This window comes from Allobosea sp. LC85 (assembly GCF_000735605.1).
GTDB lineage: Bacteria > Pseudomonadota > Alphaproteobacteria > Rhizobiales > Beijerinckiaceae > Allobosea.
Map to the genome: position 1 here is coordinate 88964 of NZ_JPKG01000027.1, position 14528 is coordinate 103491.

Below are 14528 nucleotides of genomic sequence, written 5' to 3' on the forward strand. Positions count from 1 at the left end.
GCCGGGCCAAAAGCAGGACCGTCCAGTGCCGCTTCGGGATTGACGCTGCCGCCGGCCGGTCCATAACTGGGACGTCGTTCCCGGCTCCTTTCCACCCGCCGGCGAACCCGCAACGGCACGGAGCCGCTGAGCATGTATCAGGCGCAAACCCGAGGCGTGCGCGTGACCGCCGTTCCCGAGTTCATGGAACGGGAATCCGCCCATGATCAGGGCCGCTATTTCTGGGCCTACACGATCGAGATCGTGAACCAGTCGCGACAGACCGTGCAGTTGATGACGCGGCACTGGTTCATCACCGATGGCCGCGGCGAGGTCCATGAAGTGCGCGGCGATGGCGTGGTCGGCAAGCAGCCGGTGCTGCGCCCGGGCGAGAGCTTCAGCTATACGTCGGGCTGCCCGCTGATGACGCCAGACGGCTCGATGCGCGGCTATTACGCCATGCTGGGCGAGGATGGCGTGGTCTTCGATGTCGAGGTGCCGCTCTTCCCGCTTGATTCCCCCTATGTGAAGAAGGTTCTGCATTGACCATTCCGACCACGGCCGCGCGGCGCTACACGCCGCTCGAAATGCTGTCGCGCCTCGTCGCCTTCGACACGGTGAGCGCCAAGTCCAATCTCGATCTCATCGCCTTCGTCGCGGATTATCTCGAGAGCTGGGGCGTACCCTCGATCCGCATTCCGAATGCCGAGGGTGACAAGGCGGCGCTCTTCGCCAGCATCGGCCCGGCCGATCGCGGCGGCATCGTGCTGTCCGGCCATACCGATGTCGTGCCCGTCGCGGGCCAGGCCTGGTCGAGCGATCCCTTCACCCTGCGCATTGCCGATGGCAGGGCCTATGGTCGAGGCGCCGTCGATATGAAGGGCTTTGTGGCGCTGGGGCTTGCCCTGGTGCCGGATTTCCTGGCCGCCGACCTGACGACGCCGATCCATCTCTTCCTGTCCTATGACGAAGAGCTCACCTGCCTCGGCGTGGTGGACGGCATTGCCCGCATGGGCCGCGATCTGCCGCTGCCGCGCGCCGTCATCGTCGGCGAACCGACCTCGCTCGAGATTGCCGACGCGCATAAGGGCATCCGCACCTTCAACACGATCGTCACCGGCTTTGCCGCCCATTCCTCGAAGCCGCATCTCGGCGCCAGCGCCGTCCATGCCGGGGCACTGCTCGCCGCGGAGCTCGACCGGATGGCGCAGGAGTTGATGGAGCGGGCCGATCCGGCCGATCGCTTCGATCCGCCCTACGACACGGTCCATGTCGGCAAGCTCCATGGCGGCATTGCCCGCAACATCCTGGCCGATCGCTGCGAGCTGGGCTGGGAGGTGCGCACGCTGCCGGGCTCGGATCCGGACGAGGTCCCAGGTCGCTTCGCTGCCTATGCCGAGACGGTGCTCGCGCGCATGCGCCGGACCGCGCCGTCCTCGGCGATCACGACCGTGATGACATCGGATGTGCCGGGCCTTGCACCCGATGCCGGCTCGAGCGCCGAGACCCTCGCCATGCGGCTTGCCGGCCGCAACAGTACGATTGCCGTGCCCTATGCGACCGAGGCTGGCCATTTCCAGCGTGCCGGCCTGCCCACCGTCGTCTGCGGCCCGGGCTCGATCGATCAGGCGCATCAGCCGGACGAGTTCATCACGCTCGAGCAACTCGCTGCCGGCGAGGCATTCATGCGCGACCTGATGGAGAGCTGCCGAAGCTGAAAAGCCCGGAGCCCCGGCATCGGTGACGGCAGGCTGCCGAGGCAAGCGTCGCCTCGGCGGGTTGGGGGCCAAGGCCGCCCAGCCAGCCGCCTCCCAACGCTCTGCAGTTCGACGCACCCCGGGGCCGAGGCCTGGGCGAGGTGCGTCGTCTTGCCCGTGCTGAACTCCGTCGCATAACGCCGTACACGTCGCAGCGCAGGTGGTCGTGCAGGGACAGCCACCTGCGCTGTCTTGCCTCGCTTGCGCGTGGCGCACATCATTGGAAAATGCATACGATTAGTAATAATGTATGCATACATTAATTGGAAACGGCGGCAGTGACCCATTGCTCGCCGAACTCTGGTGAAGCGATGGAAAACGCGTCAAGCTCGGGCTCACCTGCGGGAAACCTGCCTCGGCAGAGGCGCGGGTGAGGAGCTGAGATGTTCGGCTTGACCGCACTTGAACTGGCCCGCATCCAGTTCGGCTTCACCATCTCGTTCCACATCGTTTTCCCGGCGATCACGATCGGGCTTGCGAGCTATCTCGCCGTGCTCGAAGGCCTGTGGCTGTGGAAGCGCGACACGGTCTATCGCGACCTCTACCATTTCTGGTCGGCGATCTTTGCCGTGAACTTTGCCATGGGCGTCGTCTCCGGGCTGGTCATGGCCTACCAGTTCGGCACGAACTGGAGCTATTTCTCCTCCTTCGCCGGCAGCGTCACCGGGCCGCTCCTCACCTATGAGGTGCTGACCGCGTTCTTCCTCGAGGCCGGTTTCCTCGGGGTGATGCTGTTCGGCTGGAACAAGGTTGGACCTGGACTGCATTTCTTCGCGACGATCATGGTCGCGCTGGGCACGCTCGTCTCGGCGACCTGGATCCTTGCCTCCAACAGCTGGATGCAGACGCCGCAGGGGTTCGAGATCGTCGATGGCCGGGTCATCCCGGTCGACTGGCTGAAGATCATCTTCAACCCATCCTTCCCCTATCGTCTCGTGCACATGACCATCGCAGCCTATCTCGCGACGGCCCTGTTCGTCGCTGCCTCCGGCGCCTGGCATCTGCTGCGCGGCCGCAACACGCCGGCAATCAGGACGATGCTCTCGATGGCGATGTGGATGTTGCTGGTTGTCGCGCCGCTGCAGATCGCCGTCGGCGACGCACATGGTCTGAATACGCTGAAGTACCAGCCCGCCAAGATCGCCGCGGTCGAAGGACATTGGGAGAACAAGCCGGGCGAGGGGGTGCCGCTGGTGCTGTTCGGCTGGCCCGACATGGCGGCAGAGACGACCCGCTACAAGCTCGAGATCCCGCGCCTGGGAAGCCTGATCCTGACCCATGACTGGAATGGACAGATCCAGGGCCTGAAGGAGTTCGCTCCTGAGGACCGGCCCAACTCGACCATCGTGTTCTGGAGCTTCCGCCTCATGGTCGGCCTCGGCTTCCTCATGCTGCTGCTCGGCATCTGCAGCGTCTGGCTGCGCTGGCGCGGTGGCTTGTTCGAGTCGAAGCTGTTCCTGCGCTTTGCCCTGCTGATGGGGCCGTCGGGGCTGGTCGCCATCCTCGCCGGCTGGTTCACCACGGAGATCGGTCGTCAGCCCTGGATCGTCTATGGCGTGATGCGAACGAAGGACGCGGTCTCCAACCACTCGGCACTGGCGCTGTCGGCGACGCTGATCGTCTTCATCGTCATGTACATCGCCGTCTTCGGAACAGGTGTCAGCTATATGCTGAAGCTGGTCGGACATGGTCCCGAGAGCCACGGTCCGGAGCCGGAAGCCCATGGCGACGAACTCTTGAACCAACGCCCGGCCCGGCCGCTCTCGGCTGCGCCGGACCACCTCGATGCCCGCAGCGGCGTCGGCAAGGGAGCGTGAGCGAGATGGGCATCGACCTTCCGATCATCTGGGCGCTGATCATCGGCTTCGGCCTGATGATGTATGTGATCATGGACGGTTTCGACCTTGGCATCGGGATCCTGTTCCCCTTCGTGAAGGGCAGGGAGGATCGCGACACCATGGTCAACACGGTGGCGCCGGTCTGGGACGGCAATGAAACCTGGCTGGTGCTGGGCGGTGCAGCGTTGATGGCTGCCTTTCCGCTCGCCTATGCCGTGATCCTCAGCGCGCTTTATCTTCCGCTCGTCCTGATGCTGGCGGGGCTGATCTGGCGCGGCGTCGCCTTCGAGTTCCGCTTCAAGGCCGACGAGGCGCACAAGCCGTTCTGGGACAAGGCCTTTGCCTGGGGCTCCTACATCGCCACCTATTTCCAGGGCGTGTCGCTCGGCGCCTTCATCAATGGTTTTGTGGTGCGCGACGGCGCCTTTGCCGGCGGCGCGCTCGACTGGCTGACACCGTTCAGCCTGTTCACCGGCCTCGGACTCCTGGTGGCCTATGCGCTGCTGGGCAGCACCTGGCTGATCATGAAGACGGAGGAGCAACTGCAGCAGCGCATGATCGCGCTCGCCCGCCCGATCGTCATCGCCCTGCTCGCGGCAATCGTGCTTGTCAGCCTGTGGACGCCATTGCTGCATCAGCGCGTGGCGGAGCGCTGGTTCACGCTGCCGAACCTGTTCTTCTTCGCGCCCGTCCCCATCCTGGTATTCGCCACGGCCGCCCTGATCCTGTCGGTCCTGAAGCGGTCGCCGCATGCAGCCCCCTTCCTGCTCTCCCTGGTGCTGCTCTTCCTCGGCTATAGCGGCCTTGCGATCAGCCTCTGGCCCAACATCATCCCGCCGGACATCTCGATCCGCGCGGCAGCGGCTCCGCCGCAGAGCCTGGGCTTCACGCTGGTCGGGGCGCTCTTCATCATCCCGATCATCCTCGCCTATACCGCGTGGTCCTATTACGTGTTCCGCGGCAAGGTGAAGGCGGGAGAGGGCTACCACTGATGGCGCCGGTCACAGCCCCCCGCAAGCCCTGGCTCAGCCGCTTCGGCTGGCTCGTCCTGATCTGGGGCGCAAGCGTACTGACGCTCGGCGTCGTTGCCCTCGGTTTCCGCGTCCTGATGAAAGCCGCGGGACTATCGCTCTGAGAGAATGGCCCGAGCGAGAGCCACGGCGCCGTCAGGGCGAGGCGCTCAGCCCGGCCTCGACCTCGGCCGGGTCGAAATCATAGCGCCGCGAGCAGAATTCGCAGGTGACGGCGAGCGTGCCGTCATCGGCGACCATCGCCCGGCGGTCTTCGGCGGAAAAGCCGCGCAGCATGCCGAGCACGCGCTCGCGCGAGCAGCGGCAGGCCTCATGCACGATCACCGGCTCGAAGACGCGTGCGCCACGCTCGTGGAACAGGCGATAGAGCAGCCGCTCGCTTTCCAGCATCGGGTCGAGCAACTCGTGATCCTCGATCGTCTCGACCAGTGAGCGGGCCTCGGCCCAGGCATCGTCGGCGATCCCGTCGGGGTGCTCGCTGGCCAGGATCTCGTGGCCTTGCGGAGCATCGCCCGGATGGATATCGGCGGCGCGCAGCCGGTCGGGCGAGGTCGGCATGAACTGCACGATCAGCCCGCCGGCCCGCCATTGCCGCCCCGCGCCGGTGACAACGCTGCCGACGCCGAGCCGCACCCGGCTCGGAATCTGCTCGGACTGCTTGAAGTACTGGTGTGCCGCGTCTTCCAGGCTCTGATGCTCGAGTGCGACCACGCCCTGATAGCGCGTCGACTGCGAGCCCTGATCGACCGTCAGGCCGAGATGGCCCTTGCCGAGCAGCTCGCCCGTGCTCAGCGTGCCTTCCGCGACCGCCTGCTGCAGCCGCGCCTCGTCGTAATGCGCGACGGCGCGATAATTGTCGGGCGCATTGAAATCGACCACCAGCATGGAGATCGGCCCATCGCTCTTGGTCTGGACCTGGAAACGGCCTTCGAACTTCAGTGCGGTGCCGAGCAGAACGGTGAGCGCGGCTGCTTCGCCGAGGACGCGCGAGACCGGCTCCGGATAGTTGTGACGCTCGAGAACCGTGTCGATCGAGGCGCCGAGTCGCACGACCCGGCCGCGAATGTCGAGGTCCGGGACCGTGAACGGCACGACGCGATCGTCGAGCGCCGCCGTCTCCGAAGGGGTGTCAGCGACGGCCATCAGGCTGCGACGCCGCCAAAGCACCAGGCCAGGATGCCCTTCTGCGCATGCAGCCGGTTCTCGGCTTCGTCGAAGACGGCCGATTGCGGCCCGTCCATGACCGCATCGGTGACTTCCTCGCCGCGGCTCGCCGGCAGGCAGTGCATGAAGATCGCATCCTTCTCGGCGCGGCCGAGCAGGCGCTCGTCGACCTGATAGGGGCGCAGCAGGTTGTGGCGCGTGCCTTCCTCGTCACCCATCGAGACCCAGCAGTCGGTGATGACGCAATCGGCGCCCTCGACTGCGGCTTCAGGCCGGCTGGTCAGCCGGATCCTGGCACCCTGCTTGCGAGCCCAGTCGATCAGTGCCGGCGGCGGAGAGAGCTCTTCGGGCGTCGCGATCGCGAGCTCGAAATCGAGCCGTCCGGCCGCATGCACCCAGGAGGTCAGGACATTGTTCGTGTCGCCCGTCCAGGCGATGCGCTTGCCGGCGATCGGGCCCCTGCGCTCCTCGAAGGTCATGACATCGGCCATGACCTGACAGGGATGCTGGCGCTTGGTCAGTCCGTTGATGACCGGCACGGTGGCGTATTTCGCCATCTCGACCACGGAATCATGGTCGAGCATGCGGATCATGATGGCGTCGACATAGCGCGACAGCACGCGGGCGGTATCGGCAATAGTCTCGCGCTCGCCGAGCTCGATCTCCTGCCCCGTCACCATCATCGGCGAGCCGCCAAGCTCACGGATTCCGACGTCGAAGGAGACGCGGGTTCGCAAGGAAGGCTGTTCGAAGATCATGGCGATGACCTTGCCTTCGAGCAGGCGGTCGGAGGCTGCCGCCGGGGTGCGACGGCGGGCCTTGATCTCCTCGCCTGCCCGCAGGATGGCGCGGAGCTGGTCGCTGGAGAAATCGGAAAGATCGAGGAAATGGCGCATCGTCGGCGCTTCCTTCAAAAAAACGTGCCGTGGGCGGAGGGTTCGTTATTCGGCCGCCGGTCGCTTCAGGGTGGCCTCGACCGCCTGCGCAGCCCTTTCGAGCCGCGCGACCGCCTCGGCGGCGTCGGCCTCGGTGATGATCAGCGGCGGCAGCAGGCGCACGACATTGTCGCCGGCCGCGACGACCAGCAGCCCGGCCGCACGCGCCTCGACCACGAAATCGGTGTTCGGCGTGTTGAGCTTCAGGCCGATCATCAGCCCCTCGCCGCGGATCTCCGAGATCACGTCGGGATGGTGATCCCTGAGCTGGGCCAGCGATTGCCGCAGGCGCAGGCTCATCTGTTGCACATGCTCGAGGAAGCCCCGTGCCAGCACGACATCGAGCACGGCATTGCCGACCGCCATGGCGAGCGGATTGCCGCCGAACGTCGTGCCATGCGTGCCGAGCGTCATGCCCGAGGCCGCTTCCTCGGTGGCGAGGCAGGCGCCCATCGGGAAGCCGCCCCCGATGCCCTTGGCGATCGCCATGATGTCGGGCGCGATGCCCGAGAGCTCATAGGAGAAGAACTTGCCGGTGCGCCCGACGCCGGTCTGGATCTCGTCGAAGATCAGCATCAGGCCATGCGTGTCGCAGAGCTCGCGGAGCAGTTTGAGGAAGCGCACCGGCGCCGAGCGTAGGCCACCCTCGCCCTGGATCGGCTCGATCATCAGCGCAGCCGTCTCGGGCCCGATCGCGGCCTTCAGCGCGGCCTCGTCGTCGAAGGGCACCTGGTCGAAGCCGTCGACCTTCGGGCCGAAGCCGTCGATGTATTTCTGCTGGCCGCCGGCGGCGATGGTCGCAAGCGTGCGACCATGGAAGGCGCCCTCGAAGGTGATGATGCGATAGCGCTCGGGATGGCCCTTCGCCGCATGGTACTTGCGCGCCATCTTGATGGCGCACTCATTGGCCTCGGCGCCGGAATTGGTGAAGAACACCCGTTCCGCGAAGGTCGCCTCGCAGAGCCGCCGGGCCAGCCGCTCGCCTTCCGGCATGCTGTAGAGGTTCGACGTGTGCCAGATGCGCGAGGCCTGCTCGGTCAGCGCCTGGACCAGATGCGGATGCGCATGGCCGAGCGCATTGACGGCGATGCCGGCGCCGAAATCGAGATAGCGCTGGCCATCCGAAGCGACCACCCAGGCGCCTTCGCCGCGCTCGAGCGCGATCGGCGCGCGGGCATAGGTCGGCAGCAGCACGGACTGGGAGGGATTAACGGGAGCAGGGGTCATGACAGGCGATCCTCGCGGAAGGGCGAATGAGAACGGGTGGGCGCTGGATGGAAGAACGGCGTCGCGGGGCAAAACCTGGCAGCCCTCTGCGACCCGCCGGCGACATTATCGTCGCAGCCAGTTCCCGACGTCTCGTCGCGCCGTCATCCGCATCGCCAAAAAGACCTCGAGCCGTCAAAAACATAAGCGCCGCCCGTGGAGGGCGGCTAGGTAGCTGCGACTATGCAAAACCGGTTCCCCGCTGTCAATTCCGCGGGGTGAGGTCAGTTCCTCCGCAGACAGGGGCTTGACCCGCGATCCGCGAATGGCTGGGGAAAAATCAATTTCCGATTCGGGGACTCTTGTGGCCGAGTCCCGGCATCTTGTATGGTCCGTTCTGTCAGATACGACATCTCGTGCGGCGTCTCCTGTACCGTCAATTCCGGGTGTAACGGCCTCCGTTTAACAGCGGGAGCTGCCGGTTTCGGATTCCGCCCACGATCGGCCCATAGGCCGGTTCCGTGAAGGAGCTGGCCGGATGAGACAGGTGAAGCCATGAACGACGTCGGAGCATGGACGGACGAACGCGTCGAGCTTCTCAAGAAGCTCTGGAGCGACGGACTGAGCGCCAGCCAGATCGCCGGCGAGCTCGGCAATGTCACGCGTAACGCCGTGATCGGCAAGGTGCACCGGCTCGGTCTTTCCGGCCGCGCCAAGAGCCCGGCCGCCTCGTCGACGCCGCGCCCCCGCAAGGCGCCGACCCGCGCGCCGAGCCACCCGGTTGGCGGGAATGCCGGCATGACCCGCGGCGCCAATGCGCTCGCGCCGCAATACGAGCCCGTGGTCGAGGTCGAGGCCGAACAGGCGCCGGCTTTGCCTGAGGACGTCGTGGTGCCGTTCTCCGAGCGGGTCACCATCATGGATCTGCGCGAATATATGTGCCGCTGGCCGATGGGCGACCCGACCACCCCGGAGTTCCGCTTCTGCGGTGGCCGTTCCCAGACCGGCATGCCTTATTGCAGCTACCACGCCCGCATCGCCTATCAGCCCGCGGCCGATCGCCGTCGCGACCGCAAGGTCGTGCGCGCCTGAGCCAAGGCTCTTTCGATGCCTCCTGCGATCCGAGATGAAAAGCCGGCCGCGAGGCCGGCTTTTTCATTGGGCTGCTGGAGCCGGACCGGTCATGCCGACGGGACGGCGACCTAACCCAGTTTGCGCTTCTCGAGGCGCTTGCTCCAGCGCGAGAGCGCATAACAGATCAGCCAGTAGATCGCCCCGGCAAAGGCATAGGCCTCCATGTTCATCCCGACCCAGTTGGGATCGGCAAGCGAGGCCTGGGCGATGCCGAGCAGGTCGAGGATCGAGACGACGAGCACGAGCGTCGTGTTCTTGATCAGCGCGATGAATTCGTTGGTCATCGCCGGCAAGGAAATCCGCAAGGCCTGCGGCAGAACGATCAGCCCCGTCGCCTTCCAATAGGTCAGCCCCAGCGCGGTTGCGGCTTCGCGCTGGCCGGTGGGGAGGGCCTGCAATCCGCCGCGGACGGCTTCAGCCATATAGGCGGCGATGACGAGGCCGAGCCCGATCACGGCGCGCGCCAGGCGGTCGATGCCCGTGCCGCTCGGCAGGATCAGCGGCAGCAGCAGCGAGGCGAGGAAGATGACTGCGATGATCGGCACGCCGCGCCAGAACTCGATGAACAGCACGCTGATCAGCCGCACCACCTTGAGCTGCGACTGGCGTCCGAGCGCCAGCAGGATGCCGAGCGGGATCGCGATCAGGCTGGCATAGACCGAGATGAAGAGCGTCAGCATCAGCCCGCCCCATTCCCGCGTCTCGACCGGGCGCAGGCCGAACCCGCCGGCAAGCAGCCAGACGCCGAGCGGCGGCAGGATGATCAGCGCGAGGATCGCGAGCCGGATCCGCATGGGTTTGGGCGAGAGATAGAGGCCAAGTCCCGAGAGCGCGAAGATGGCTCCGGCGAGGTCGGCTCGCCAGCGCTCGTCGACGGGATAGAGCCCGTACATGAACTGGCCGAAGCGGGCCCGGATGAAGACCCAGCAGGCACCGCTGCCGGTGCAGTCATTGCGGGTCGTGCCGGACCAGGTTGCGTCGATCAGCGCCCAGCGGATCAGCGGGACCGCGACCCAGGCGATGCCGAGTGCGAGGACAACGGTAACGGCGGCGGTTGCCGGCGTGCCGAACAGCCTCTGGCGCCAGAGCGGAAAGGTCGCTGTGCTCATCGCGTCACCAGCGCGATCCTGGCATTGTACCAGTTCATGAAGGCAGAGACGGCAAGCCCGATCACCAGATAGACCGCGAGCGTCATCGCGATGATCTCGATCGCCTGCCCGGTATTGTTCAGCGCCGAGCCCATGAACAGGCTGACGATGTCGGGATAGGCGATGGCCGCACCGAAGGACGAATTCTTCAGCACGTTGAGATACTGGTTGGTCATCGGCGGTACCATCACACGCAGCGCCTGCGGAATGACGACGAGCCGCAGGATCTGCCCGGGACGCAGCCCGAGCGCGGCAGACGCCTCGCTCTGGCCATGCGGCACGGCCTGGATGCCGCCGCGCACGATCTCGGCGATGAAGCCTGCCGTGTAGGTGACCAGCGCCGCGAGCAGCGCGACGAATTCAGGGATCACGACGAAGCCGCCGCGGTAATTGAAGCCGCGCAGCACCGGCACGTCCCAGCGTACGGCGAGCCCGGCCCAGGTGAAGGCGAGCGCGGGCACGATCAGCACGAACAGGATGCCGAGCATCAGGACGGGCGCGTCGCGGCCGGTCTCCTCCTTCCGCCGGCGTGCCCAGCGCATCACCAGCCATTGCGCCAGCCAGGACAGGAGCATGACCGCCAATGCCCAGCGGAAATTCGCGGATGAGTCGGGCAGCGGAATCGTCAGGCCGCGATTATTGAGGAAGGCGACGCCAAAGAGGCTCAGCGAGGCGCGTGGCGCCGGCAGGGCCGCGATCACGCCGAAATACCAGAACAGGACGAAGAACAGCAGCGGGATATTGCGGACGAACTCGATATAGGCGCCGGCGATCGTCGAGAGCAGCCAGTGCGAGGACAGCCGCGCGATGCCGACGACGAAGCCGAGCAAGGTGGCAAGCGCGATCGCGATCACCGTGACGAGCATCGTGTTGGCGATGCCGACCCAGAACAGGGCGAGGATATTGTCCTGCTGGGTGTAGCCGGTCAGGACGAAGGGAACCTCTATCCCCGATGTGCGCCAGAGAAAGTCGAAACCCGACGCGATGCCGGCCTTGACCATGTTCTCCGAGGCATTGCGCACGAACCACACGGTCGCGCCGACGAGCCCCAGCACGAGCGCGGCCTGATAGAACAGGTCGCGCACCCGCTTGTCGTTGATGAAGGATAGAACGCTGGCCACGGGTGCCGCCTCTTAGACAAGGGTGCGTGGCGAAGGAGGTGCGTCATTCCGGGCGAAGCGAAACGCAGGCCCGGAAACCATCGACAGGCGTTGCGCTCTGCGATGGCTTCCGGAGCTGCACGGCTTTGCCGCCTGTCCGGAATGACGCCCGATTTCTCGAAGCACCGTCAGGCGCCCGATACCGCGGCGCCTCTCACTGGAAGGGCGGCGTGAACAGCAACCCGCCCTTGGTCCAGAGCTGGTTCTGGCCGCGCTCGAGCTTCAGGGCCGAGCCCATGCCGACCGAGCGCTCATAGCTCTCGCCATAGTTTCCGACCTGCTTGATGGCCTTGTACATCCAGTCGTCCGGCAGGCCCATCATCGCGCCGAAACCACCTTCGACGCCGAGCAGGCGGCGGACTTCCGAGTTCTTCGAATTGGCCTTCATCTCATCGACATTGGCCGAGGTGACGCCGAGCATCTCGGCGGCGATGGTGCCGTTCAGCACCCAGCGCACGATCAGTTGCCAGCGCTCGTCGCCGTAGCGTGTCACCGGCCCCTGGGGATCGTTCGAGATCGGCTGGGTCAGGATGACGTGTTCGCCGGGGACCTTGAGCTTGGCGCGCTGGCCGGCGAGCGCGCCGACGCCCGCGGTATAGGCGTCGCAGCGGCCGGCATCATAGGCGGCGATGGCGTCGTCGTTTTTCTGGAAATTGGTGATCGTCACCTTGAGGTTGCGCTCGCGGAACCAGTCGGCCGCGTTCTTCTCCTCGGTCGAGCCGGCGGCGACGCAGACCGAGGCGCCGTCGAGATCGGCCGCCGTCTTGGCGTTGGTCGACTTGCGGACGATGAAGGTCTGGCCTTCGTAGAAATTGATGCCCTGGAAGTTCAGGCCCAGTGTCGCATTGCGCGAGAAGGTGATGGTCGAGTTGCGCGAGAGCAGGTCGACCTGCCCCGACTGCAGGATCGGCCAGCGCTGCTGCACCGAGGTCGGCGTGAACTTCACCTTGGTGGCATCGCCCAGCACGGCTGCGGCCAGTGCCTTGCAGTAATCGACATCGAGCCCCGTCCACTCGCCCTTGTCATTGGCGAAGGAAAAACCGGGCAGGCCGAGATGCACGCCGCATTCGAGGTGTCCGCGGGCTTTCACGGCATCCAGCGTCGGGCTTGGCGCCAGCTGTTGCGCATGGGCGGAGGTCGCTGCGGCCGCAAGGGCGGCCACGGCCCCCAGGATCATTATCTTCGTCATTGTCGTTTCCCCGAAGCCTGGGCGGCTTTCTGCATGGTGGCGTGACTATGCAACAGCTGAGCCGCAAAGGGGAGTGGGGGGATTTCGAATCCCGGATGCGATGTCGAGCGGGATACGGCAGGCCTCTGCCCTCATTGGCGTGTCATCGCGCCGTCATGATCGCTTCCACGAATCCGTCCTCGACATAGGTGACGCTGCCGTCCGGCAGTCCGAGGATGCGGTCTATGGCGATGCCCTGGAAACGCAGCTGCTGATCGAGCGCATCGATCGCGGCCGGAGCGTCCGTGGTTCCCGATGCCGAGATCGCCCGGGCCATGGCGTCGTGACTGGTGGCGCTGAGATGCAGCACGATCTCAGCCGCGATTCCGGCATCGGGCACTTTGAACACGCCTTCAGCCTTGCCCGCCGCGATGATGCGGGTGAGCACCGGCACCACGAGCGGGATCACGGTTGCGTTGATGCGGTGATAGAGCACGATGTTCTCGGGCTTGAACAGGACATCGAATGTCGCCCTCAGCCTGGGGGCATCCTCGAGCTTGATTTGCCGGGCGCGCGCCAGAAAGCCGTTCAATTGCGCAAGCGGTGCGAGATCGGGCGCCTCCGTCAGATCCGTGAGGCGCTCGACCGAGGACAAGGCGAGCCGGGTCGCCAACGCCGCAAGCAGATCCTCCTTGGCGGTGAAGTGGTGATAGAACCCGCCCTTGGAGATGCCGGCGCGTGCAATCACGTCGTTGATCGTCGTGCGCTCGTACCCGCGTTCGAAGAACAGCGCCTGGGCGCAGTCGAGCAGCTCGTTCCTGCGATCATCGGGGTGTTTTACCACGCGCGGCATGCCGGCTCGGCCTCTCCAACTTGACGACCGACCGTCGGTCTGTAAAATGACCGACGGTCGGTCTGTAATTTTAGCGCCTTGATCGATGCCGGAGCAATGAAAAATCGCGTTGCCCTGCCATGTCGCTGCCGCCTCCTCCCGGGAGGGATGCCTTGAAGCTCGTTCGTCGTCTGCTTGTCCTGGTCGTGCTCGTGGTCGCGGCCGCGACTTATTGGTCCTTCACCCGGCCGGCGCTGGTTTCCACCGTGCTGGCGAAGCGTGGCGACGCGGCGGCCATCGTCTATGCGACGGGCGTCGTCGAGCCGCGGACCTGGGCCAAGGTGACGCCGCTCATTCGCGAGCGCATTGTCGAACTCTGCAACTGCGAAGGCACCCGGGTCGAGGAGGGGCAGGTCCTGGCCAAGCTGGACAGGGCCCAGGCCGAGGCGACGCTGGCCGAATTGAAGGCGCGCCACGCCCTCGCCTCGACGGAGCTTGACCGGCTTGCCACGCTTGTCGAGCGCAAGGTCGTCACCCAGCAGGCGCTTGATCGCGCCCGCAGCGAGATCGGACAGACCTCGGCGCTCGTCGCAGGCCAGACGGCCCGGCTGGAAAACTACCTGCTCCGCGCGCCGATGCGCGGCACCGTCCTGCGCCGCGACGGCGAGGTTGGCGAGATCGCCGAGCCCGGCACGGTTCTATTCTGGATTGGCGAGGCGAAGCCGCTCCGCGTCGTCGCCGAGGTGAACGAGGAGGATATTCCCCAGGTCAAGGTCGGCCAGAAGGCCCTGCTGATGGCCGATGCCTTCCCGGGCCGGAAGCTCGAAGCCACGGTCGACAGCATCACGCCCAAGGGCGATCCCATCGCCAAGACCTATCGTGTCTATCTGGCCTTGCCCGACGACACGCCCGTGATGATCGGCATGACGGTCGAAATCAACATCATCGCGCGCGTGTCGCAGAATGCCCTGCTGCTGCCGACCAACGCCGTTCACGGCAACGCGGTGTTCGTCGTCGAGGGCGATGTCGTGCGCCGCCGCGAGCTGACGATCGGCATCCGCGGCACGAGCGAGGTGGAGATCCTCTCGGGGATGCCGGACACGGTGCGCGTCATTGCGCCCTATCCCGAACGTATCAGTGACGGCGCACGCGTCAGGGTCCAGGGAGGGTGAGGCC

Annotated in this window: 14 protein-coding genes; 7 read left to right on the forward strand and 7 right to left on the reverse strand. The window is 65.8% G+C overall.

What is annotated here, in order from left to right; translation table 11 throughout:
* Positions 1-132 precede the first annotated feature (132 nt).
* From apaG to FG93_RS31795, 5 genes are all read left to right on the forward strand, one after another.
* The gene (gene apaG, locus FG93_RS12585) at positions 133-525 is read left to right on the forward strand and encodes a Co2+/Mg2+ efflux protein ApaG (RefSeq protein WP_043234868.1); all 393 of its coding nucleotides are present in this window, start codon (positions 133-135) and stop codon (positions 523-525) included.
* Between the two features lie 2 nt (positions 526-527).
* Complete coding sequence (gene argE, locus FG93_RS12590; protein ID WP_043235088.1) at positions 528-1697, forward strand: acetylornithine deacetylase; 1170 nt, start codon at positions 528-530, stop codon at positions 1695-1697.
* Between the two features lie 422 nt (positions 1698-2119).
* Positions 2120-3553: a cytochrome ubiquinol oxidase subunit I gene (locus FG93_RS12595; protein ID WP_043234869.1), complete on the forward strand. Its 1434-nt coding sequence runs from the start codon at positions 2120-2122 to the stop codon at positions 3551-3553.
* Positions 3554-3558: 5 nt separating this feature from the next.
* Positions 3559-4566 carry a cytochrome d ubiquinol oxidase subunit II gene (gene cydB / locus FG93_RS12600; protein WP_043234870.1) on the forward strand — a complete coding sequence of 336 codons (1008 nt, stop codon included), beginning with the start codon at positions 3559-3561 and terminating at the stop codon, positions 4564-4566.
* On the forward strand, positions 4566-4709 hold the full coding sequence (locus tag FG93_RS31795) for a DUF2474 domain-containing protein (protein ID WP_081881501.1): 144 nt from the start codon (positions 4566-4568) through the stop codon (positions 4707-4709). The genes cydB and FG93_RS31795 overlap by 1 nt, the downstream gene beginning before the upstream one ends.
* Before the next feature lie 31 nt (positions 4710-4740).
* Here the strand turns inward: FG93_RS31795 and FG93_RS12605 are convergent, their stop codons facing one another.
* Genes FG93_RS12605 through FG93_RS12615 form a run of 3 tightly spaced genes read right to left on the reverse strand, consistent with a single transcriptional unit; the run spans position 4741 to position 7931 of the window.
* A complete protein-coding gene (locus FG93_RS12605; RefSeq protein WP_043234871.1) occupies positions 4741-5748 on the reverse strand; it encodes an Hsp33 family molecular chaperone in 1008 nt (335 codons plus the stop codon).
* Entirely contained in the window at positions 5748-6665 is a 918-nt protein-coding gene (argF, locus tag FG93_RS12610) for an ornithine carbamoyltransferase (RefSeq protein WP_043235090.1), read from the reverse strand. The genes FG93_RS12605 and argF overlap by 1 nt, the downstream gene beginning before the upstream one ends.
* 45 nt (positions 6666-6710) lie before the next feature.
* On the reverse strand, positions 6711-7931 hold the full coding sequence (locus FG93_RS12615) for an aspartate aminotransferase family protein (protein WP_043234872.1): 1221 nt from the start codon (positions 7929-7931) through the stop codon (positions 6711-6713).
* Positions 7932-8465: 534 nt separating this feature from the next.
* Here FG93_RS12615 and FG93_RS12620 point away from each other — a divergent pair.
* The gene (locus FG93_RS12620; protein ID WP_043234873.1) at positions 8466-9002 is read left to right on the forward strand and encodes a GcrA family cell cycle regulator; all 537 of its coding nucleotides are present in this window, start codon (positions 8466-8468) and stop codon (positions 9000-9002) included.
* Positions 9003-9112: 110 nt separating this feature from the next.
* Here the strand turns inward: FG93_RS12620 and FG93_RS12625 are convergent, their stop codons facing one another.
* The 4 genes from FG93_RS12625 to FG93_RS12640 all read right to left on the reverse strand — a co-directional run bounded on the left by FG93_RS12625 (position 9113) and on the right by FG93_RS12640 (position 13373).
* Positions 9113-10153 carry an amino acid ABC transporter permease gene (locus FG93_RS12625; RefSeq protein WP_043234874.1) on the reverse strand — a complete coding sequence of 347 codons (1041 nt, stop codon included), beginning with the start codon at positions 10151-10153 and terminating at the stop codon, positions 9113-9115.
* A complete protein-coding gene (locus FG93_RS12630; RefSeq protein WP_043234875.1) occupies positions 10150-11313 on the reverse strand; it encodes an amino acid ABC transporter permease in 1164 nt (387 codons plus the stop codon). The genes FG93_RS12625 and FG93_RS12630 overlap by 4 nt, the downstream gene beginning before the upstream one ends.
* A 193-nt stretch (positions 11314-11506) precedes the next feature.
* Complete coding sequence (locus FG93_RS12635) at positions 11507-12541, reverse strand: amino acid ABC transporter substrate-binding protein (RefSeq protein WP_200878100.1); 1035 nt, start codon at positions 12539-12541, stop codon at positions 11507-11509.
* A gap of 142 nt (positions 12542-12683) precedes the next feature.
* A complete protein-coding gene (locus tag FG93_RS12640) occupies positions 12684-13373 on the reverse strand; it encodes a TetR/AcrR family transcriptional regulator (protein ID WP_043234876.1) in 690 nt (229 codons plus the stop codon).
* A 152-nt stretch (positions 13374-13525) separates the two neighbouring features.
* On the opposite strand from FG93_RS12640, the gene FG93_RS12645 reads away from it, so the two are divergent.
* Positions 13526-14524: an efflux RND transporter periplasmic adaptor subunit gene (locus FG93_RS12645; protein ID WP_043235092.1), complete on the forward strand. Its 999-nt coding sequence runs from the start codon at positions 13526-13528 to the stop codon at positions 14522-14524.
* Positions 14525-14528 lie beyond the last annotated feature (4 nt).

Excerpts from the sequence above, each read along its gene's own strand:
- apaG (WP_043234868.1), top strand. The coding sequence starts at position 133 with ATGTATCAGGCGCAAACCCGAGGCGTGCGCGTGACCGCCGTTCCCGAG.
- FG93_RS12595 (WP_043234869.1), top strand. The coding sequence starts at position 2,120 with ATGTTCGGCTTGACCGCACTTGAACTGGCCCGCATCCAGTTCGGCTTC.
- cydB (WP_043234870.1), top strand. The coding sequence starts at position 3,559 with ATGGGCATCGACCTTCCGATCATCTGGGCGCTGATCATCGGCTTCGGC.
- FG93_RS31795 (WP_081881501.1), top strand. The coding sequence starts at position 4,566 with ATGGCGCCGGTCACAGCCCCCCGCAAGCCCTGGCTCAGCCGCTTCGGC.
- FG93_RS12605 (WP_043234871.1), bottom strand. The coding sequence starts at position 5,748 with ATGGCCGTCGCTGACACCCCTTCGGAGACGGCGGCGCTCGACGATCGC.
- argF (WP_043235090.1), bottom strand. The coding sequence starts at position 6,665 with ATGCGCCATTTCCTCGATCTTTCCGATTTCTCCAGCGACCAGCTCCGC.
- FG93_RS12615 (WP_043234872.1), bottom strand. The coding sequence starts at position 7,931 with ATGACCCCTGCTCCCGTTAATCCCTCCCAGTCCGTGCTGCTGCCGACC.
- FG93_RS12620 (WP_043234873.1), top strand. The coding sequence starts at position 8,466 with ATGAACGACGTCGGAGCATGGACGGACGAACGCGTCGAGCTTCTCAAG.
- FG93_RS12625 (WP_043234874.1), bottom strand. The coding sequence starts at position 10,153 with ATGAGCACAGCGACCTTTCCGCTCTGGCGCCAGAGGCTGTTCGGCACG.
- FG93_RS12635 (WP_200878100.1), bottom strand. The coding sequence starts at position 12,541 with ATGACGAAGATAATGATCCTGGGGGCCGTGGCCGCCCTTGCGGCCGCA.
- FG93_RS12640 (WP_043234876.1), bottom strand. The coding sequence starts at position 13,373 with ATGCCGCGCGTGGTAAAACACCCCGATGATCGCAGGAACGAGCTGCTC.